We start from the raw sequence: 20,974 nt of genomic DNA, 5'->3' as shown, positions 1-20,974 counted from the left end.
TGAATTTCTAAAGAATCTGCTTGCACCTTTCAAACTTTTTGAAACATTACGCAGGGCGTTCCGCGTTAAAATACCAGGAGATTGTAGGGATATGAAGCTATTACGAAATATAACGTTAGATAAATATAATTTTTATGCCGATGGGGGGACAAGGAAGATCTTCAGCGTAGGATATGAAGATTTGACCACGCTTATTTTCTACCAGGATATGAACAATAAGTTCAAGCTGGTGGTGGCGAAGGAAAAGGATCCGCCCCTGATCATAGAAAAGAGTATAACGAGGGCAGAGGCCTTTCGTTTAATGAACACCCGACCGTAACCCGGCCGGGTTTTTTTATGGCTTCGCCCCTGCAGAGGCTCCTGATTACGCTAGACTCCATTTGCCTATGAACCTGAAAAACCCATACTACAAAATTGCCCTGATAGGTGCCGCCCTAAACCTGGTGTTGCAGGTGGTGCTGTTTTTCGCCGTCGACCCTTACATTGCCTCTGCGCTGTCGCCGCTGTACCCCATTTGGTTTATACTGCTGGTGGTGGGCTGGCGCAAAGAGCACCCGCGGCCGTAGCCCCACCCTCTCCCCTGCCCTGGCGGGCAATGTACTGGTGTTTTGTACGCAGCAAAGTATAAACAGGGGTAAAATGAAGAAACTGTTCCTGAGGCACTGCAGCTGCACTAGGCTTGGCACTTTTTGTGTGTTTTCGTGCTTGTATAGTATAGCCAAAGGTTAACACATGAATAAGACGCAAGAGAGAATAATGGCCGATGAGAACCACGTGCAGCACATGTTCCTGCAGGTGGAGAGCAGCGATGTGGTGTGTGTGCTGAATATCGCGGGCCACCCTTACCGCCTGCGCGAGCTGATTTTTATGATGATAGAAAACGGCTGCCGCGTGGAGCAGACCAATGCCGAGCGCTTCAACACCTTCGACTTCGACAAGGAGACGGTGGAAGTGTACGACTTCCTGACCTCAATCATTAAAGCGAAGTTCCTATAACGCATAGGCATAAAAGCGAGAGGCTACCTCCATTGGGGTAGCCTCTCGCTTTTATGCCTATTTATACTTTTAAAGTTGTTTGATCTCAATTTCCCGCGGCTGGCCGGTGCCTTCGTGGTACGGTAGCCTTACCTGTAGCTGCCCGTTCTCCTGCACTGCCTCAATACGGCCCAGATCTACCTGCGGGGGCAGCATAAATGTTCTGTTAAACATAGGGGCACCCATCTCGGGGTTCTCTTTGCTGCGAAGCACCGAGAACAGCGTTAGTTGATTGTTGTTAAGCACCACCTTGAACGACTCCGGGTTTATGCCAGCGGCCGATACATGTATAACAGCGCCTTTCTTGTATTTCTTTATATCTACGTAAGTCTCGCTCACACCACCGCCCAGCGTGTTTAGCAGGTCGATCTGATAAGCGATATTTTTTAAGAACTCTTTATCTTTTATCAGTTTCATGTCTTTCTCCTTCTTTCTGATTACGGTAGCTATAATGCAAACCCGGTGCCAAACTGGCTACGGGCCGCAGGGGCTGTTTTAATGTGAATGGGTGTGCCAAAATGGCTATAGTCAGGCTGTTGAGGCTGATTCTGCCCGTCATATTGTCATTGCAACAGTGCTGCATCTGCCTTCGATGCTTGTATCTACCCCACTCCAACCAGTGCTATTTCTGATGCTGCTTCCGATCCGGAGGTAATGTTCAGTTCTGGAATGTGTTTCCCGTTTGGTGTTAAAAAATCCATAATTGGGAAAAGTTCTCCTGCTGCGCAGCCTGCTGTGGGCACCAAGACAATTTCTTAACATAGGGTAACTGCCTGATACACTGTGCTGTGTCGGAGGGTTATTCGCTTCCGGGCCTTGGTAAAGCAAGAAATAGAGCTCTTGGCATATTTCTTTCATTAGAAACACCGAACGAAACGAAGTCGGCCATGAAGAAACTTTACACCCTTATCCTTTTACTAGCTCTTTTCACCTGTGCAGCACAGGCGCAGGTAGTGTTGGTAAGCGAAAACTTTTCCAGCTCCTCCCAAACAAACGTTGCCGCAGTAACAAACGGCTCCTGGTTTGTCTATAGCGGGGTTTATATGACGACTCAAACAAGCGGATCTGCAACAAGCGTAGTGCAAGCTAACATCACAAAACCAATCAGTGCCCTGGATGCTGACATAAGAGTTAAGTGGACAGGGGTGCGCCAGAGCAACAACGGGCAAAGCAGCGGGTTTGACAGCAACGTGTTCCTTTGCTACAAAATCGGCAACGGTGCCGTACAGAAAGTGCCGGTAGACACGAGAATAACCCTCGGGACAGCCGTAGCGAACGAAGTCGTGATCCCGCTGTCCAGCAACTACAGCAACGTTCAGATTTACTTTGAGACAACGGCCATCAAAAACTACTCTTATTATATAGACGATCTTGAGGTTGCCTCTCTTCCAAACATGTTTAAGTGGAGCACAAGGCCGGCCGGCGAGAACCCTTTGGTTGCCTCGGCCCCTAAAAGTGCCGCCCCTTACCAGCTAAACGAAGTGCCGATGTACTGGTCGATGACCAAGGGAAACGGGGTCGTGTTAGAAAGCAGCGTGGTGGGTAACACGGAGTTTCCGAGATCAAGCCAAAGCTTTTCTATTACACAGACCGGCGCATCTAAAACAGAGGGCACCCATGTTAAAATTCAGTTCGATGCCATGATGCAGGATGTGACTTTCAACATCTTTGACGTGGACAGAACCACCACAACGAATCAGTTTATCGACAGCCTGGTGGTGACAGGGGTTGACAAGGCGGGCAACGTGGTACGTGCCACCAAAAGCTTCGTGAAAAACGCCGCCAACGCACAGTTCAACGCAAACAACAGCTCGTTCAAAGGCCTGGCCGCTGTTGATAACAGCTCAGAAGGAGGTAACATCACCGTGGCTTTTGGGGAGGAAGTAAAAGAAATAAACGTTAGCTACTACAACCTGGGCATAGACAAAGGCCGGCAGGGTATTTCGTTCGGTAACTTCAACGGTTACCAGTCGGCTACCCCTCTCCCGGTAGAGCTGATCACCTTCAAAGGCGCCGTTCAGTACGGCAACGTTAAGCTGAGCTGGGCCACGGCCATGGAGCTTAACAACGATAGGTTTGAGGTAGAGCGCAGCCAGGATGGCAAAACCTTCAGCAAGATTGGTGAAGTGAGAGGCCACGGCAACAGCAGCGTGCGCCTTGACTACAGCTTTACCGACACAGCCCCGGCAGCCGGTGACAACTATTACCGTCTGCGCCAGGTCGACTTTGACGGCACCGAGGACTTCTCAAAAGTAGTAGCGCTGAAAGTGGATGCAAAGCAGGCGCAGATGGTTGGCGGGGCCATTGCCAAGGTATACCCTACAGTGGCTTCTTCTGAGGTAACGGTGAGCCTGGCGCTGGATAACGCACAGGTAACGGTGACCGATGCCAACGGCCGCCAGGTAGGCAGCTACACGGCGCAGAGCCGCGAGTTCGTAATGCCGGTGCAGGCTTTGCAGCGCGGTATGTACTTCGTAACGGTAACAGATGGCACGCAGCGCCAGACCCAACGCTTCATCAAGCAATAAATAGAAAGAGTTTTACTTCGTTCGTTCAAAGAACCCCGGTTTTCCGTTCGGAAGTCGGGGTTTATTTTTAGTAGATGCTGTAGGACAGGGTGTTGTAAACGAAGCGGACCTCCCTTCGTACATACTATCTAAACCAAACTATGAAAAGCATGAAACTTAAACTAACAAGCATCTTACTGGCAGCCGGTGTACTGGTGGGCTGTAACGAAACACGAGAGGATAATGTAGACAGCGCTGCCGAGGTGCGGGAGATAGCCGATGCAGACACTGCTGTTATGTATGATGAAAGCAATGTGATGTCGGGTACTTTGGAGGCCGACGAGGAAGAATTTAAAGAAGTGGATTTCGGGGCGCCTACCATCAGCGAGCCAAACCTGGAGCGCACAGGCGTGGAGGTTCGGGGAACGGGCAACTACCGCATCTACTCTGTGGGGGAAGACATCATGTTTGACCTGGATAAGGCAAAGATTCGCCCAAGTGGGGAGGAGAAACTAAAGGAGATTGCAAACAATATCAAAAGCCGCGACCAGGTAGGCAAAATCAGAGTTTACGGCTTTACAGATTCGCTGGCCAGCAAAGAGTACAACAGAGAGCTGGCCCGTGAGCGCGCCAAGAACGTGGAGGACTGGCTGATGAACAACAGCCAAATCGACACGTCCAAAATGAAAATCGTTTCGATGGGTGAGAGAATGCCAGAGGCGACCAATGCTACCGCACAGGGGCGCCAGCAGAACCGCCGCGTGGAAATAGTGGTGATGGAGCAACAGTAAGTAGTTGCACGCTAATCACAAAGAAGCAGCCCTCCAAGCTGCTTCTTTGCTTTTTTAGTGAACAGCTGGAGCAATGTCCCTGTTTATGCTATATTGCTATATAACAATCAGTAAGCCTATGCAGCAACTGTACTTTCAGAATTCCTTCGTTCGCTTATACTATGACCTTGAGCTGCGCATGGGGCACGCCATCTGGAACGGTAGCCTGTTGGGGGCAGAGTTTCGGGAGGCTTCCCTGCTGTGCCTGGAAATGATCGACCGTTTTGAGCTGACGTGCTGGCTGGGCGATAACCGCAGGATGAAGCCCATCCTGCCGGACGACCTGGAGTGGAGTGTGCGGGTGTTTGTGCCCAAGCTGTTAGCGGGGCCAATGCTGCGCCTCGCCAACCTTCCCTCTCAGTACGAAGCAACCCGGGAGGCCATCAACACAATGGTGGAGAAGTGTAACGGCTTAGACCAGCAACTGGAGATCCGGGAGTTTCAGCAGGAAGAGGAGGCCCTGGCCTGGCTGCTGAGCGCGCACAGCCAGGGCTAAGCCATATAGCTGCCGTGCCCTGTGCCGGGCCAGCGCTGCCTCAGCGTTTAGTGGTGTCCGGCTTGGGCAGGTTATGATAGGCGGGCCCCTCCAGCACCTCGCCCTCCACAGAGAAGCGGCTGCCGTGGCATGGGCAGTCCCAGCTTTTTTCGGCGTTGTTAAAGTGCACGACACAGCCCATATGGGTGCACACCGACGACACGACGTGCAGTTTGCCTTCCTCATCCCGGTAGGCGGCCAGTTTCTCATCGTCTATTTCCAGCGTTTTGCCCTCACCCGGTTTTAAGTCCTTCAGCTGCGTTTCTTTGTCGTAGAACAGGTAGTCCTTGACCAGGTGCTTTGCCACGTGCATGTTTTCCTTTACAAACTTCTTGGAGGAGGCAACCGGTGTAAAGCGCTTCGGGTCAAAGGTCCTGGCCCATTTGTTCTCCTTCCCCTGTATTGTGTCACTGAGAACCATGCTGGCCACAGTGCCCCAGACCAAGCCGTCGGCGGCGAAGCCTGTGGCAATGTACGTGTTGCTTTGGGTAGGGCTGGTGCCGATGTAAGGCAGGTTATCGGCAGGCTTGTAGTTCTGTGCTGCCCACTTGTACACGATGTGGTCTACCTCAAAGTGCTTTTTCATGTATGCCTCAAGTTTAAGGAAACTCTCCTCGTTGTGCTCCTTATGGCCCACCACGTGTGGCTCGCCCAGCACGAGGAGAAAATTGCCTTCATCGTTGCTGTAGGGGCGCACGGAGTGGTGCTGTTGCTCCATCTGGTGCCAGTAAATGCCTCCTGCCGGCACGTCACCCTTCAGGCGCACCGCCATCGCATACTCCCGGTAAGCTTCCATGGCTGTGTGCACCGCGTAAATGCCTTTGGGTGAGTGGGTGGCCATGATCACCTGCTGGGCTGTAACCTTGCCCTGCTGGGTGTGCACCACGCAGGGGCTGCCGTCCTCTACGTCCAGCACGGTGGTGCCTTCAAATATCTGGCAGTTATCAGAGGCGATGGCGGCGGCCAAACCCTGCACGTACTTCAGCGGGTTAAACTGCGCCTGGTGGGCAATGTTAGCGATAGTGTCCACCTGGTAAGGAAAGTCTTCGGGAGCCTCTTCACGTACCGACAAGCCCGATTCTCTGGCTGCCTCCACCTCCTTTGCTACCTGTTTGCTTTTGCTTTCGCTGTTATCCTCAGGGGTGGTAAACAGGAACCAGGGCACACGGGTAAACGCACAGTCTATGTTAAACTCCTGCACCCGCTGCTCAATAAAGTCTATCGCTGCCGTGCGCGAGGATGCGACAGCACGCATGGTCTCCTTGTCATGTTTGGACTCCACCGAGTGCAGGCGCTCGTCTATGGGCGCATACAGGTTTCCTGTGGAAGAGCCGGTCGTGCCTGAGCCCACCTTTAGCGCTTCCAGCACTGCCACCCGCTTGCCTGCTTTGGCGAGCATGTAGGCCGTACTCAGCCCCGTAATGCCTGCCCCGACGATGGCGACGTCTACCTCCAGGTCGCCGGGAAGCTGGGGGTAACTTTTAAACGCAGTGGTGGCGCTCCATAGAGCCTGTGTGACGTGTGTCTTTTTCATCGTGCTTCGGTTATCAGTCGTAATGCTTAAGCTTTCGCAGAAAAAGGGCTTGGGGTTTTGTAAGCCTTGTATTTATAGCCAAGGGTGCTTTTTACAGCGTGAACAAGTGCCGCGCAACAGCCCCTGCGCGAAGTATAAAAAGCTTAGGTAGTGCAAAAAGGTAAAGTGCAAATTGGTGTTCTTGCCGTACCCCCGTGGGTAGGGCGTTAACTGCTTTAAAAAACCATAAAGTGTGATCTCCGTAGGTTTTAGTACGAACCAAACAAAACGAAACTATGAAAAAAAGTACAATATTAATGTTGCTGGGAGTAGGTGTTTTAACCGCGTGTAACGATCCGGAGGGGCAGGTAGAAAACGATACCTTGTCTGATGCAACGGCCGATACCGCTGTCGCTTACCAGGACGAACGAGGTAGAATAGAAGCCGATGGCGCTGAGATAAAAGATGTAGGAGAAGACTTCTGGGCCAACATTAACTGGGATGCCCCTGTGGTGGAGAACAACGAGCTGGCTGGAGCTGAAGTAGAAATGCGCTCAGACAGCGAGTACAACATTTACACCATGGACGACCGCCTGCTGTTCGATACGGATAAGGCGCAGATTCGCCCACAAGGCGAAGAGAAGCTGCAGGAAATCGTAGACCAGATCAAGGACCTTCCGAAAAACGGGCAAATTCGTGTGTTTGGCCATGCTGATGCCCGCGCGAGCAACGAGTACAACAAAGAGCTCTCTGCTGAACGCGCAAACGCAGTAAAAGACTGGCTGCAGAACAAAGGAGGCATAGACACCCAGCGCCTCTCCATAGAAGCCATGGGTGAGACTGCACCAAGAGCCACAAACGAAACTGCCAGAGGCCGCCAGCTAAACCGCCGCGTAGCCGTGGTGGTGGTTACACGCCAGCAGTAAGTACATAGAATAACAGAAAAAGGAAAAGCCGCTGCTAACAAGTCAGCGGCTTTTTTTGTGGGGTGCCTTGCGCTTCGTGAAGCGCCCGCTTCCTGCTCAATAAGAATTAACACCTTGTTTTTCAGGTCGTAGAATATAAAGGAGTGAGGGTGGTAACTGAAAATGAGGACGAAGCGCTATGAAAACGAGTTTGAAAATTTACCTGCTAAGCCTTCTGGCTCTGCTAAGCTTTGGGTGTGATGAGGACGAGGACGGCACTGCCAGGCCTGTAGAGAACATTGTTTACGATTTTGAGCAGGATGCCGCCGGCTGGTAAGGAGGCGTGGCCGACTATCTGAAAGACTGGGACCCGGCACGGCTGGAGTTTACCTTTATGCGTGACAGCCTACCTGCCGGAGTAAGCGAAGAAGGCATGGCTATGAAGATATCGGGCCGCAACATCAGCGATGACCTGTTCATGTTTATGAAGAAGCAGATCACTGGCCTTGAGCCTAACCACACGTACAACGTTACCTTTCAGGTGGAGCTGGCCTCGATGTATCCGGAGCAATCGGTAGGGATAGGCGGTAGCCCCGGGGCAAGTGTGTACCTGAAGGCAGGTGGCGCCACGGCAGAGCCGGTTCCGGTGGAGAAGGACGGCTATATCAGGATGAATATTGACAAAGGCGGGCAGTCGCAGGGCGGCGAAGCAATGGTTGTGCTGGGCAACATCGGCATTCCCGGCGAAGACTTCTCTTACCAACTGATCCGGCGGGATAACCTGCAGAACCCTGTGCAGGTAACCACAGACAGCACCGGTAGCCTGTGGGTGCTTGTCGGCACCGACTCCGGTTTTGAGGGAACAACCACCTTGTTCTACAATACGGTAGAGGTTAGCTTGCTGTACTAAGGCACCTGCAGCAGCCTGAAGAGCAGGTGCGGGTGAATTCTCAGCGGCTCGTGTGCCTGTGAGGGTACCCTGCAGAGACCTGCTACAGCTGTTGTTTGCACTGTTGCCGTGTAGCGGGCACGTGCTTCACAGTAGTTGCCAGGGAGTTGTGGCCGGTGGAGTTATTTTTAGTAGTTTTGCGGCCATAAGTGCTAGACACGAGTTTAGTACTGCGCTAAATCACACGTACAGGCCTGCTAAGGGCCTTCATCTGACCGGGGTGGGCAACCACAATGCAAGTATATTTTAAAAACAACAACGTTACCTTTCTTTATGATAAGGAAGCAAAGTTAGGGAAAGCCGTATGGAGAGGCCGCCTGCAGGGGCCAGAGCTACGGGAGGCTTACCTGCTGTTGCTGGACATGATTGACCGCTTTGCTTTAACCCGCTGGCTGGCCGACGACCGCCTGATGGAAGCAATAAGCCCTGCTGACCTGCGCTGGAGCCTGGAGGTGTATGTGCCGCGGGTTGCCTCCAGTGCGTTGCTGCGCATGGCCCGGCTCCCCTCCCAGTTTGAAGAAAACCTGCAGTCGGTGGAGGTGATGATCGACAAAGGACACACCTATGACCTCAACCTTCTGTTCCGAGACTTTTCTGATGAGCAGGAAGCGCTGGCCTGGCTGATGGAGCCGCTGTAGGGGCCACTTGTCTGGTGCTTTTAACAAAGCATAAACACGCTCTCGCAGTTTCCGAAGCCTGGCTCTTTCAAGCTTAGGCGTGGTTTATTTCTAAAGTATTCTCTGATGTATACTTTACCCGGCTGGTCTTTTACATCCACTTTAACCCTCGGCACCACGGCCTGATAAGTGATTTCAGCAGGTAGCCGCTTTCCTCCTATCGAAGTATACTTTCAGCAGGCAAAACGGCGCGGCAGCGCGACGAGGTACTGGCGTGGTTTGGAGGCAGGGAAGGGTCTGTTGCCTGCCATGAGATAAACGCCGCCTATTTTGAAAGTATAGCCCCGCTCATGCAAGGAGATGCGTCCTAACCAAGTATAAGAATCGCAACGCAAATAGACCTCGCAGCGTGCGCAGCTCCTGCGCGCGTCTGGGGTGGATAGGCGGTTTGTTCCTTCGTGGAAAGGGAGTTGGAGGGGTAGACGCTCGCGGGGCTTTTGGACACCGCGAGGTCTGTGTAATGGGTGCTTTTAGTTAATGATTTTTCTTAAAGTAGCCGGAGGTATTAAGTACTCCTAAAGCCAGTCTAATAAGATCGAACAGATTAACGCCTTCTAGGTCTGCTTTATCAATTATTTCTGCAGAATAGAAGTCTCTGTCATTGGAACGACGATCGTATGTTAGTCTGTATCTAACAGCCTGCCCTTCTAATTTAAGGTTTATAACAGGCCCTTGTTCATTGAAGCTATGTTGAGCTGCATCTATAATTGGTATAAAATACCTTGCTAACTTTAACTTTGTATTCAAACTAACTGTTCTGCTTTTCTCGAATAGAGCCGTTTTAGCTAAGGCATTTTCTAAAGCGGCTACATCGCCATAAACCCAAGACAGTATCTCTAAAGCTATTATTGCTGGCAGCTTCCAATTTGGGAAATGCATCTCGCTTCCATTAATAGTTATATCTCTTTCTTTAAGACTAAATCTGTTTTCAAAGATATAATCTATGCGTCTCATGTTTAGGGTGCCGCTAGATACAAACTGCTTTATCAGATAATAGAGCAAACTATTATCCCCAACAAGGCATTCCTGAATTAAATTATGGCTGCTATTGAATTTTATACTTGCAATTAAAGTATTTGTAAATCCTGCAACCTCAGCACTGTTATCGAAGTGGAATATTTCTGTGCTGTAGAATTTGTCAATATATCCGCTGAAGTCTGTGCTAACTCCGTACCGTGCTGAAAAGATGTTTTTAATATTTCCAATATCACAGACAAAGATGACTTTGTCAAAATCAAACTTGTTTGTGTTTGACTTCCCATGACTTAGGTGTGTACTAAAAATATTGAAGAGCCTAAAAATATGTTCAGGATCTATTCTGTCTAAGTCATCGATAATTAATACCTTTTTTAGACTTTCCTGTCCCTCTTTCTTTGATAATCTGTTTAAAGAATCAACTATAAACCCAGTAATAAAATCTGATTCAAAGAGAGTTGATTTCTCTAGATCTCTTATATAGTTTAAAACCCTCTGATTTAAATTTGCATCTCTCCTTTGCGTCTCTATTTTCTCAATTTGAGGAATAATCTTCCTTAAAAATGTTATGAACGGAGTAGGACTAAAATGTTCTTCTGTTCCTCTTAAGCTTTTGTTTAGCAAGGGAGCAATGCTTAAAAGATCCTCAAGTATGGAACCTGCTTTAGATGATAAGACGGTGCCGTATGCAATGTGTCTTTTAATGACCTCTGATTCTAACTCTAACTTGTGGCTGACAATAAGCTCGTATAAGATATCATACTTTATAAGTCTGAATATGTCATCATTATTAGATATAGAATAGTTTACAGGAGTTAGGCTAACTGCTAAATATTTGCTCTGGTTACTATCAAAGAATTTTTTCAAAAAATAACTTTTGCCTATCCCAAACATGCCTGAGAAGATGATTCTCTCATTTTGGAGATCATCTAAATGGTTTTCAAAGCTTGCCTGTTGCTTATCTATAGAGATTTCAAGTGCCATCTTTATAAAGAATGAAAAAGGCCACTATTTGTAAGATAGTGGCCTTTTATGTTATCAACTTGTCTTAAAATTACGATCCGCAAGCTTCGCAAGCGTCTGGGTTATCCAGGGAGCAGCTCATGTCGCTGCGATTCTGGTCCTGGTTGTTGTAAACCGGCGAGAGTGTTTCGGCGGCCTGTTTCTCTACGGTAAACTTGATGGCGTCTACCGCAGACTTGGTGCGCAGGTAGTACATACCTGTTTTCAGGCCTTTCTTCCAGGCGTGGAAGTGCATGGAGGTCAGCTTGCCGAAGTTCACGTTCATCACGTGCAGGTTCAGCGACTGGCTCTGGCAGATGTAGGCACCGCGGTCAGCGCTCATGTCGATTACCGTACGCTGGCTGATCTCCCACACTGTTTTGTACAGGTCTTTGATGTGCTGCGGGATAGTCGGGATATCCTGGATAGAACCGTTCGCGGCGATAATATCGTTTTTCATGCGGTCGTTCCAGATGCCCAGGGCGATCAGGTCCTTCAGCAGGTGCTTGTTTACCACCATAAACTCACCAGACAGCACGCGGCGCAGGTAAATGTTAGAAGTATAAGGCTCAAACGACTCGTTGTTGCCCAGGATCTGTGCCGTAGAGGCTGTAGGCATAGGCGCTACCAGCAGCGAGTTGCGCACACCGTGCTCCACTACTTCGCTGCGCAGAGTTTCCCAGTCCCAACGGCCGCTTTCCGGCGTTACACCCCACAGGTCGAACTGGAACTTGCCTTCTGACAGCGGAGAGCCTTTGAACGTCTCGTACGCTCCCTGCTTCTTCGCCAGGTCCTTAGAGGCCGTCATAGAGGCAAAGTAAATCGTCTCGAAGATATCCTTGTTCAGGCCGCGCGCCTCATCGCTCTCGAACGGCATGCGCAGGTGAATAAAGGTGTCGGCCAGGCCTTGCACACCCAAACCGATCGGGCGGTGGCGCAGGTTAGAGTTCTGTGCCTCCGGTACCGGGTAATAGTTTATGTCGATAACCTTGTTCAGGTTAACAGTGGCATGGTAGGTTACATCAAACAGCTTCTGGTGGTCGAAAGTCTTGTTGCCATGCTCATCCTCTGTTACAAAGCGCGGCAGTGCCAGCGAGGCCAGGTTGCAAACGGCTACCTCATCGGCGCTGGTGTACTCCATAATCTCGGTGCACAGGTTAGAGCTCTTGATGGTGCCCAGGTTCTGCTGGTTGCTCTTGCTGTTGGCGGCATCCTTGTACAGCATGTAAGGCGTACCTGTTTCTACCTGAGACTCCAGTACGGCGAACCAAAGCTCCTGCGCCTTGATAGTTTTGCGGGCGCGGCCTTCGCGCTCATACTTCTCGTAGAGGCGCTCAAAGTCTTTGCCCCAGCTATCGGCCAGGCCTGGTGCTTCGTGCGGGCAGAACAGGCTCCAGTCGCCGTTCTCCTCCACGCGCTTCATAAACAAGTCCGGCGTCCAGAGAGCATAGAACAGGTCGCGGGCGCGATTCTCTTCCTTGCCGTGGTTCTTCTTCAGGTCCAGGAAATCGAATATATCCGCATGCCATGGCTCCAGGTAAACAGCAAAGGCGCCTTTGCGCTTGCCACCGCCCTGGTCTACATAGCGGGCTGTGTCGTTAAACACCTTCAGCATCGGGATGATACCGTTGGAGGTACCGTTGGTGCCTTTGATGTAGGAGCCTGTGGCACGCACGTTGTGAATGCTCAGGCCGATACCGCCGGCGCTCTGCGAAATCTGCGCGCACTGCTTCAGGGTATCGTAAATGCCCGGGATGCTATCGTCCTTCATGGTGAGCAGGAAGCACGACGACAGCTGTGGCTTAGGCGTGCCGGCGTTGAATAATGTTGGCGTGGCGTGGGTAAACCACTTCTCAGACATGAGATTATACGTCTCGATGGCAGATTCAATGTCTTCCTTGTGTATACCCACGGCCACGCGCATTAACATATGCTGCGGGCGCTCCACAATCTTGCCGTCCAGGCGAAGCAGGTAAGAGCGCTCCAGTGTCTTGTAACCGAAGTAGTCGTAGTTGTAGTCGCGGTCGTAGATGATGGTAGAGTCGAGCAGGGCGGCGTGCTTCCTGATGATCTCATACACATCCTTGGCGATAAGCGAGGCGTTCTCACCAGTTTTTGGGTCCTCGTAGGTATAGAGGCGCTTCATGGTGTTGGAGAACGATTTGCTCGTAACCTTGTGCAGGTTAGAAATGGCCACACGCGCGGCAAGCACTGCGTAGTCCGGGTGCTTCGTCGTCAGCGAGGCGGCTGTCTCAGCCGCCAGGTTGTCCAGCTCTACGGTCGTTACGCCGTCATAAATACCGTCGATCACCTTCTTGGCCACCTCAATCGGCGATACATAGTCCATGTGGAGGCCATAGCACAGCTTCTCGATGCGTGCGGTGATTTTGTCGAATTTGACGGACTCGCGTCTGCCGTCTCGTTTAACTACTAACATAGCGTATACAATTAGCGAGGTTAAAGGCCTCGGGTTCTTAATTATAGAATATATAGGTAAGCCTCTGCCGACGCAGCAGGCGGGTGTTCATCGGGTAAGCGTACACTCAAGCTCATACGCGTACAAAAGTATAAGCCGTTGTAGTACAAACGGTTACTGGGTAAAGCCAATGCTTTTACTATATAGCAGGGATGAGATTTCCCTATCCAGGTGGCGGTGATGCCAACTTTGCTTGGCCGGGCTGCTGTTACGGTCGCTGCTGTAGCCCCTCGGGCGCCCGGTGAGGTTTGTAAAGGTAATGGTGTAAGTTTAGGTGGGAGGTGCGAAAAGTGCTTTCTCCCTTTGGCCACCTAAACTTACTAAGTAATCCCTAATCTTAAAAGTCTTCGTCCAGGCTGAACACGTTTTTATCTTTGTCGCCCATCACGCCGGCTTTCTGGTACTCGCCCACACGCTTCTCAAAGAAGTTGGTCTTGCCCTGCAGCGAGATCATCTCCATAAAGTCGAATGGGTTGGTTGAGTTGTAGATCTTCTTGCATCCCAGCGCAACCAGCAGGCGGTCGGCCACAAACTCAATGTACTGGCTCATGAGCTTGGAGTTCATGCCGATCAGGTCTACCGGCAGGGCGTCGGTTACAAACTCCTGCTCAATACTTACCGCGTCGCGGATAATCTCCTGCACACGCTCCTCGCTCAGCTTGTTGTTCAGCATAGAGTACAGCAGGCAGGCAAAGTCGCAGTGCAGGCCTTCGTCTCTGGAGATCAGCTCGTTGGAGAAGGTAAGGCCCGGCATCAAACCGCGCTTCTTCAGCCAGAAGATAGAGCAGAAAGAGCCGGAGAAGAAAATCCCTTCTACCGCAGCGAAAGCAATCAGGCGCTCGGCGAAGTTCTCGCTCTCGATCCACTTAAGGGCCCACTCCCCTTTGCGGCCCACAGCCGGAACGGTTTCAAGGGCGTTGAACAGGTGGTCTTTTTCGCTCTGCTTCTTTATATAAGTGTCGATCAGGAGCGAGTATGTTTCGGAGTGGATGTTCTCCATCATGATCTGGAAACCATAGAAGCAGCGTGCCTCCGGTATCTGCACCTCGTTCATGAAGTTCACGGCCAGGTTTTCGTTCACGATGCCGTCAGAGGCAGCGAAGAAAGCCAGCACGTGGCTGATGAAATGGCGCTCGCCGTCGTTCAGGTTCTCCCAGTCTTTCAGGTCCTGGCCCAGGTCGATCTCCTCGGCAGTCCAGAAGCTGGCTTCTGCCTGCTTATACATCTGCCATACCTCATTGTTCTGAATCGGGAACAGCACAAAGCGGTTTGGGTTCTCTTGCAGTATTGGCTCCATAATCACGTAAGTTTTAATAATTAATAGGGTTTAGGGTGTGCCTGCGCACTCAAAACCAACCATATCTAAGAATGTTTTGGCCTTGCCCGAACAGCTGGCCCGTAAATATTCTGACTTCAAATATATAGAAATGAACTCGATTTCATGGGTGAAAGTTGTTCAATTTATGCACATCCTCCTGGCGGCTATTCTAGGCCGTTTTTCGGGCTAATGCACACTGTTTTCAACATTCATTTTCCATTATATATTTAGATTTAAATATTATGGCAAAGGTGTGGTGGTTGGTGAAGCGCCACCGTGCAAAGGTAAGGGAGTTTTACACACGAAGCGCTGCAAAAAGCAGAAAGAAGGGCTTGACGGGGTGAAATGCGTGTAACGGGCGACGGGCAAATGTGTAATTTGTGGAAAAGGTGGCTGCGGCACTTCTGCTGTAAGGTTCTGGGGTGTAGTTGTTTGTGAGGGTTTTAAACAGGCGCTGAAAGTTGGCGATTAGATATCAACACAGTTTTCCACAGAGGTGTGTAAAAGATGGGGTTGGCGCTGAACTTTTTCACGCACAAGGCGTTGCAATTATCAATTAGTTGCCGTACTTTTGCGGACTAAACTTTAAACATACATTGAAGCTGATGTACGCAATTGTAGAAATCGCAGGTCAACAGACCAAAGTAGAGAGCGGTAAGTTCATCTACGCTAACAAGCTTTCCGGCAAAGAAGGTGACGCCGTTGAGTTCGCCAATGTTCTTCTTACAGATGATAACGGCAACATCACTGTTGGCGCCCCTTTCGTGGATGGTATCAAGGTAACTGGTAAAATCCTGGGTGAGTTCAGAGCTGACAAAGTTCATGTCTTCAAGAAGAAGAGAAGAAAAGGGTATAGAAAGTCGAGAGGACATCGTCAGAACTATACTAAAGTTCTTATCGAGAGCATTGGTTAAGCAGTAAGAAGAAATTAATCGTTGAATCCTTTCAGGCTTAGTTCGCTAACCTGAGTTAAATAGTTAAAAAGATGGCACACAAAAAAGGAGCTGGTAGTTCTAACAACGGCCGCGAATCGCATTCTAAACGACTAGGTGTTAAGATTTACGGTGGCCAGGACATCATCGCAGGTAACATCATTGTAAGACAAAGAGGTACTGCGCACCACCCAAGCACAAACGTAGGTATTGGTAAAGACCACACCCTGTTTGCTCTGGTTGACGGTGTTGTATCATTCAGAAAAGGTAAGAAAAACCGTTCTTACGTTTCTGTAATTCCTAAAGTAGAGGCGGAAGCTTAATTTTTAGGTTTTATTGATACTGAAAGAGGGATGCTCCAAAGGCATCCCTCTTTTGTTTTTATACTTGTGGAGTGTGTTCTAGCTGAGTATGGGCAGGTTGCTTTTGTGCATCCAGAGCTTTAGGCTATACCTTGTCCATAGCTGCCTTTTCGCCTCGCCGGCTTGGCCTTACTTTTCTTCCTGCGCTAGCCTCCGCTAGCCTCCGCTGGCGCGAGTTTGTAACTCGTGTCCTACTATAATGTCGAGTTTGTAACTCGACTGGCTTGCAAAGCCATACTTACAGCTGAACTACAAAACTGCTTCTCTGGCGCAAGCGTCCGCTTGTGCCTCTAACTGCCCCTGCTAGCTGTATTTATACTTCCACCCTGCTAGCGCGAGTTTGCAACTCGTGCTTTAAAAGCTACAGAGTTATACTTGCATAGCATCTGCTAATTATAACTTCAGCCAAGCTGTTCTTTGTAGTTCCCGTTCACCCTCCAGTTCCCAAACACCTACTGTTTCACTTTATACTTTAGAGCGCTCATGCCCGCGAGGGCCCGTCTTTCCGCGTCGTGCCGGGTGCTTTTCCTGTCGGGTATAGGGGCCCTCTTACTCGTGTCTCGGGCTGCCTCGCTCGCGCTCGCCACCGGAAAGGCTGAAAATGTTTTTGGTAGCCAAAGCTGACGGAGCTCCTGCAAAACTTTGTAGGGACAGTTCGCGACCTGTCCGCGCGATGACGCTCGCTATGAAATTTATACTTGCACCCCAGCATCAGCCAAACAACAACATTATACTTGAATGATGGCAGCAGCATACCAGCCTTGGGAATAGTGGTTCTCTAATGAGAGTTGTTCCGGTTCCGCAGGCATGGCGACCGAAGGATAGCAAAAGGATAGCAGAGGAAAAGCTTCCAACTGGAGCCGTGGGTAAACAGAACCACGCCAGCTCAGACAAATCGCCTACATTTCAGGCAACTAAATTTCTTTTTCCCACGGATATACCTTTACTTTGCTTACACTTATCAAGAAAGACTGAGGGATAGGGCCCGACGACGTCTTAGCAACCATGTATAAAGCTTGGTGCTAACTCCCTCCTGGAGCAACTGCTGCCAGGGAAGATAAGAGCGATCCTGCCTCCCATAGGTGTCCTTCTTGATAAGCCTCGTAGAAGACTGAAGAGAAGAAAGACACCGAAATGACAAAATTACATCCGATACATAAACTGCTGCAAGAGCGTGTGCTAGTGCTGGATGGTGCTATGGGCACCATGATTCAGCGTTACCAGTTACAGGAAGCAGACTTCCGTGGCGAACGCTTTCAAGACCATGCCAGCGATCTGAAAGGCAACAACGACCTGCTTTCTATTACCCGCCCAGACGTTATCAAAGCCATACATGCAGAATATTTAGAGGCTGGTGCCGATATCATCGAAACCAATACCTTTAGCGGCACCAGCATCGCCATGGCCGATTACCACCTGGAACACATAGTATATGAGCTAAACTATGAGTCGGCAAGGTTAGCACGTGAGGCAGCAGATGAGATAGAAGCAAAAGTACCGGGTAAACCGCGTTTTGTGGCCGGTGCCATTGGCCCTACCAACCGTACCGCTTCGCTTTCCCCGGATGTAAACAACCCTGGTTACCGCGCCATCACTTTTGATCAACTAGTGGAGGCATACTGTGAGCAGGTGCGTGGCCTGGTGGATGGTGGCTCTAACCTGCTATTGGTAGAAACAGTATTTGATACGCTGAACTGTAAGGCTGCGCTTTTCGCAATAGACCAGTACGTGCAGGATGGTGGCAAAGCGCTGCCGATCATGGTGTCGGGTACGATCACAGATGCCAGCGGCCGTACCTTGTCTGGCCAGACAGTAGAAGCCTTCTGGAACTCCATCTCGCATGCACCTATACTTAGCATTGGCTTTAACTGTGCTTTAGGTGCGCGTCAGCTCAAGACGCACATTAAAGAACTATCCCGTATCTCCGACTGCTACATTAGTGCCTACCCAAATGCTGGTTTGCCAAACGCCTTTGGCGGCTACGACGAAACCGCGCAGCAAATGGGCGAGATTGTAGAGGAATATCTAAAGGAAGGGCTGGTGAACATACTGGGTGGTTGTTGTGGCACTACGCCCGTACACACCAAAGTAATCTCCGACTTAGTGCAGAAGTATAAACCGCACGTTCCCACCCCGGTAGCTCCTCTCCCTCGCTACAGCGGCCTCGAGCCCCTCACCATTTACCCTGAAAGCCTTTTTGTAAATGTTGGCGAACGCACCAATGTAACCGGCTCTAAGAAATTTGCCCGCCTTATTGTAGAAGAAAAGTTTGAGGAAGCCTTATCGGTGGCGCAGCAGCAGGTAGAAGGTGGTGCCCAGATTATCGATGTAAACATGGACGAAGGCATGCTTGACTCAGAGCAGGCCATGACCAACTTCCTGAACCTTATCGCTTCTGAACCCGACATTTCAAAGTTGCCAATCATGATCGACTCCTCTAAATGGAGTGTGATTGAGGCAGGTTTGAAGTGTGTGCAGGGCAAGAGCATCGTAAACTCCATCAGCTTAAAAGAAGGCGAAGAGAACTTTAAAAAGGTGGCTCGCAAGGTGCGCCAGTATGGTGCAGCCGTTGTTGTGATGGCATTTGATGAGCAGGGCCAGGCGGATACCTTTGAGCGTAGAATAGAAATCTGCGAAAAATCTTACCGCATTTTAGTGGATGAAGTTGGCTTCCCGCCACAGGATATCATCTTCGACCCTAACATATTGGCCATAGCCACAGGTATAGAAGAGCATAACAACTATGCGGTAGACTATATCGAAACGATAAAATGGATCAAGGCGAACCTGCCGCATGCGCTGGTAAGTGGTGGTGTAAGTAACCTTTCGTTTTCGTTCCGTGGCAATGATGTGGTGCGTGAGGCCATGCACACCGTGTTCTTATACTATGCCGTGCAGGCGGGTATGGATATGGGCATTGTGAACGCAGGTATGATGGGCGTGTACAGCGAGATTCCAACAGAGCTTCGCGACCTGATTGAAGACGTTATCTTTAACCGCCACCCAGATGCTACGGAAAAGCTGGTTACCTATGCCGAAACAATAAAAGGAAAGGGTAAGGGCGCCGCGCAGGCAGATAATAGCTGGCGTGAGGCACCAGTAGAAGAACGCCTGAAGCATGCCCTGGTAAAAGGTATTGTAGAGTTCATAGAAGAAGACACGGAGGAAGCCCGCCAGAAAGCCACTAAAACGCTTGAGGTAATAGAGGGGCCACTGATGGCCGGTATGACGGTGGTAGGTGACTTATTCGGTGCAGGTAAGATGTTTTTGCCGCAGGTGGTGAAGAGTGCCCGTGTAATGAAAAAGTCTGTGGCCTACCTGCTGCCGTTCATGGAGGCGGAGAAGCTGGCTTCAGACACATCCAAATCAACAGCAGGCACTATTTTGATGGCTACTGTGAAAGGTGATGTACATGATATCGGTAAGAACATTGTGGGCGTGGTGCTGGCCTGTAATAACTATGAGGTGATAGACCTTGGCGTGATGGTGTCGCTGGATAAGATCTTGGCTGAGGCCGAAGCACAGCAGGTAGATATCATTGGCCTGAGCGGTTTGATTACGCCTTCGCTGGATGAGATGGTATATGTGGCACAGGAGATGGAGCGCAGAGGCATGAAGATTCCGTTGCTGATTGGTGGCGCTACTACCTCGCGTGTGCATACAGCCGTGAAAATTGCGCCGCAGTATAGCGGGCCAGTTGTGCACGTGCACGATGCCTCACGAAGCGTAACGGTAGTGAGCAGCTTGTTAGGCAGCGACCGCGAAAACTATATTGCAGAGATAAAAGCAGAGTATGAAAAGCTGCGTGAAGACCACCTGAACAGAACCAAAGACCGCGCCTTTGCAAGTATAGGGGAAGCCCGTGCCAATAAGTATAAAGTAGACTGGGCAGCCACACGGCCAACCAAGCCAAGCTTCCTGGGCAACAAAGTATACACAAACTATCCGCTGTCGGAGATTGTGCCGTTCATCGACTGGACACCATTCTTCCATACCTGGGAGCTGAAGCGCCAATACCCGAAAATTCTGGATGATGCAGAACTGGGAACGGAGGCCCGCAAGCTGTTTGCTGATGCGCAGCAGATGCTGCAGGAGATTGTAGACAACCAGTTGCTGGAGGCGCGTGCCGTAGTTGGCTTTTACCCTGCCAATGTGGAGGCAGATGATACGATAGAAGTATACGCCGATGATTCACGTGAAAACGAGCTGACGGAGTTTCATACCTTGCGCCAGCAGGGCAAAAAAGGACAGGGTGTGCCGAACATGGCTTTCTCTGACTTTATCGCCCCAAAGGAAACAGGTGTGCAGGACTATATCGGTGGCTTTGTGGTGTCAGCTGGTTTCGGTATTGAGAAGATGCTGGAGCAGTATGAAGCTGAGCACGACGACTACCGCTCTATTATGGCAAAAGCTTTGGCAGATAGATTAGCCGAAGCCTTCGCTGAATTGATGCACTTAAAGGTTCGCCGAGAGCTGTGGGGCTACTCACCTGAAGAGCAGCTAAGCAACGAGGACCTGATCAAAGAGCAGTATAAAGGCATTCGTCCGGCACCAGGTTATCCAGGATGCCCTGACCATACCGAAAAGATTACGCTCTTTAACCTGCTGAACGCTGAAGAGCAAACCGGAATTATACTTACCGAGAACCTGGCCATGTACCCAGCATCTTCGGTGAGCGGTTTATACTTCTCGCACCCGGAGTCGAAGTACTTTGGCCTGGGCAAAATCGGCGAAGACCAGGTGGCAGACCTTGCCCAACGCAAAAATATGCCGCAGGAAGAACTGGAGCGCTGGCTCTCACCAAACCTGAACTACGAGCCAAAGCCGCTGGCGCAGCAAACAGCATAGCTTTAGACATTAGACGCTAGATTTTAGCTGTTAGACTTTTTACACAGTGTAAAGGTCTAACATTATTACCAAGCTAAACTGTCTAGCATCTAATGTCTAGTATCTACCAT

The 20,974-nt window shown here is 50.2% G+C and carries 18 protein-coding genes and 1 riboswitch; of the genes, 13 read left to right on the top strand and 5 right to left on the bottom strand.

Annotated elements, in window-relative coordinates; translation table 11 throughout:
* Nucleotides 1-181 precede the first annotated feature (181 nt).
* The 3 genes from CA264_RS22260 (at nucleotide 182) to CA264_RS16905 (ending at nucleotide 996) form a co-directional block, all read left to right on the top strand.
* Entirely contained in the window at nucleotides 182-319 is a 138-nt protein-coding gene (locus CA264_RS22260) for a hypothetical protein (protein ID WP_237151137.1), read from the top strand.
* A 67-nt stretch (nucleotides 320-386) separates the two neighbouring features.
* Nucleotides 387-566 (top strand): hypothetical protein, encoded by a 180-nt coding sequence (locus tag CA264_RS16910; protein ID WP_025608574.1) that lies wholly within the window; start codon nucleotides 387-389, stop codon nucleotides 564-566.
* Nucleotides 567-732: 166 nt separating this feature from the next.
* The gene (locus CA264_RS16905) at nucleotides 733-996 is read left to right on the top strand and encodes a hypothetical protein (RefSeq protein ID WP_157593728.1); all 264 of its coding nucleotides are present in this window, start codon (nucleotides 733-735) and stop codon (nucleotides 994-996) included.
* Between the two features lie 69 nt (nucleotides 997-1,065).
* On the opposite strand, the gene CA264_RS16900 is transcribed toward CA264_RS16905, so the two are convergent.
* Nucleotides 1,066-1,452, bottom strand: a complete 387-nt coding sequence (locus CA264_RS16900) for an Hsp20/alpha crystallin family protein (protein WP_025608572.1) — start codon at nucleotides 1,450-1,452, stop codon at nucleotides 1,066-1,068.
* 470 nt (nucleotides 1,453-1,922) lie between these two features.
* On the opposite strand from CA264_RS16900, the gene CA264_RS16895 reads away from it, so the two are divergent.
* The 3 genes from CA264_RS16895 (at nucleotide 1,923) to CA264_RS16885 (ending at nucleotide 4,868) form a co-directional block, all read left to right on the top strand.
* A complete protein-coding gene (locus CA264_RS16895; RefSeq protein ID WP_025608571.1) occupies nucleotides 1,923-3,563 on the top strand; it encodes a T9SS type A sorting domain-containing protein in 1,641 nt (546 codons plus the stop codon).
* Between the two features lie 149 nt (nucleotides 3,564-3,712).
* On the top strand, nucleotides 3,713-4,333 hold the full coding sequence (locus CA264_RS16890) for an OmpA family protein (protein ID WP_162912095.1): 621 nt from the start codon (nucleotides 3,713-3,715) through the stop codon (nucleotides 4,331-4,333).
* A 118-nt stretch (nucleotides 4,334-4,451) separates the two neighbouring features.
* Complete coding sequence (locus CA264_RS16885) at nucleotides 4,452-4,868, top strand: hypothetical protein (protein ID WP_036777342.1); 417 nt, start codon at nucleotides 4,452-4,454, stop codon at nucleotides 4,866-4,868.
* Nucleotides 4,869-4,908: 40 nt separating this feature from the next.
* On the opposite strand, the gene CA264_RS16880 is transcribed toward CA264_RS16885, so the two are convergent.
* Entirely contained in the window at nucleotides 4,909-6,441 is a 1,533-nt protein-coding gene (locus CA264_RS16880) for an FAD-dependent oxidoreductase (protein WP_025608568.1), read from the bottom strand.
* A 275-nt stretch (nucleotides 6,442-6,716) separates the two neighbouring features.
* Here CA264_RS16880 and CA264_RS16875 point away from each other — a divergent pair, with 275 nt between their 5' ends.
* The 4 genes from CA264_RS16875 (at nucleotide 6,717) to CA264_RS16865 (ending at nucleotide 8,912) form a co-directional block, all read left to right on the top strand.
* Entirely contained in the window at nucleotides 6,717-7,346 is a 630-nt protein-coding gene (locus tag CA264_RS16875; protein WP_084196275.1) for an OmpA family protein, read from the top strand.
* Nucleotides 7,347-7,524: 178 nt separating this feature from the next.
* The gene (locus CA264_RS21925; RefSeq protein WP_157593727.1) at nucleotides 7,525-7,662 is read left to right on the top strand and encodes a hypothetical protein; all 138 of its coding nucleotides are present in this window, start codon (nucleotides 7,525-7,527) and stop codon (nucleotides 7,660-7,662) included.
* Nucleotides 7,663-7,668: 6 nt separating this feature from the next.
* Nucleotides 7,669-8,235: a hypothetical protein gene (locus CA264_RS16870; RefSeq protein WP_051364503.1), complete on the top strand. Its 567-nt coding sequence runs from the start codon at nucleotides 7,669-7,671 to the stop codon at nucleotides 8,233-8,235.
* Between the two features lie 272 nt (nucleotides 8,236-8,507).
* The gene (locus CA264_RS16865; protein WP_025608566.1) at nucleotides 8,508-8,912 is read left to right on the top strand and encodes a hypothetical protein; all 405 of its coding nucleotides are present in this window, start codon (nucleotides 8,508-8,510) and stop codon (nucleotides 8,910-8,912) included.
* 513 nt (nucleotides 8,913-9,425) lie between these two features.
* Here CA264_RS16865 and CA264_RS16860 read toward each other — a convergent pair.
* From CA264_RS16860 to CA264_RS16850, 3 genes are all read right to left on the bottom strand, one after another.
* The gene (locus tag CA264_RS16860; protein ID WP_025608565.1) at nucleotides 9,426-10,910 is read right to left on the bottom strand and encodes a P-loop NTPase fold protein; all 1,485 of its coding nucleotides are present in this window, start codon (nucleotides 10,908-10,910) and stop codon (nucleotides 9,426-9,428) included.
* 70 nt (nucleotides 10,911-10,980) lie between these two features.
* A complete protein-coding gene (locus CA264_RS16855; RefSeq protein ID WP_025608564.1) occupies nucleotides 10,981-13,365 on the bottom strand; it encodes a ribonucleoside-diphosphate reductase subunit alpha in 2,385 nt (794 codons plus the stop codon).
* 376 nt (nucleotides 13,366-13,741) lie between these two features.
* Entirely contained in the window at nucleotides 13,742-14,701 is a 960-nt protein-coding gene (locus CA264_RS16850) for a ribonucleoside-diphosphate reductase small subunit (RefSeq protein WP_071784622.1), read from the bottom strand.
* A gap of 626 nt (nucleotides 14,702-15,327) precedes the next feature.
* Here CA264_RS16850 and rplU point away from each other — a divergent pair.
* The 3 genes from rplU to metH all read left to right on the top strand — a co-directional run bounded on the left by rplU (nucleotide 15,328) and on the right by metH (nucleotide 20,864).
* Nucleotides 15,328-15,636 carry a 50S ribosomal protein L21 gene (gene rplU, locus CA264_RS16845; protein ID WP_025608562.1) on the top strand — a complete coding sequence of 103 codons (309 nt, stop codon included), beginning with the start codon at nucleotides 15,328-15,330 and terminating at the stop codon, nucleotides 15,634-15,636.
* Nucleotides 15,637-15,707: 71 nt separating this feature from the next.
* Entirely contained in the window at nucleotides 15,708-15,977 is a 270-nt protein-coding gene (gene rpmA, locus CA264_RS16840; RefSeq protein ID WP_025608561.1) for a 50S ribosomal protein L27, read from the top strand.
* A 994-nt stretch (nucleotides 15,978-16,971) separates the two neighbouring features.
* A riboswitch (SAM riboswitch) is annotated at nucleotides 16,972-17,080 on the top strand.
* Nucleotides 17,081-17,150: 70 nt separating this feature from the next.
* Entirely contained in the window at nucleotides 17,151-20,864 is a 3,714-nt protein-coding gene (gene metH / locus CA264_RS16835; RefSeq protein WP_025608560.1) for a methionine synthase, read from the top strand.
* Nucleotides 20,865-20,974 lie beyond the last annotated feature (110 nt).

Source organism: Pontibacter actiniarum (assembly GCF_003585765.1).
GTDB classification, from domain to species: domain Bacteria; phylum Bacteroidota; class Bacteroidia; order Cytophagales; family Hymenobacteraceae; genus Pontibacter; species Pontibacter actiniarum.
Note: the sequence above shows the minus strand (reverse complement) of the source record. Positions and strands in the feature narration are given on the sequence as shown.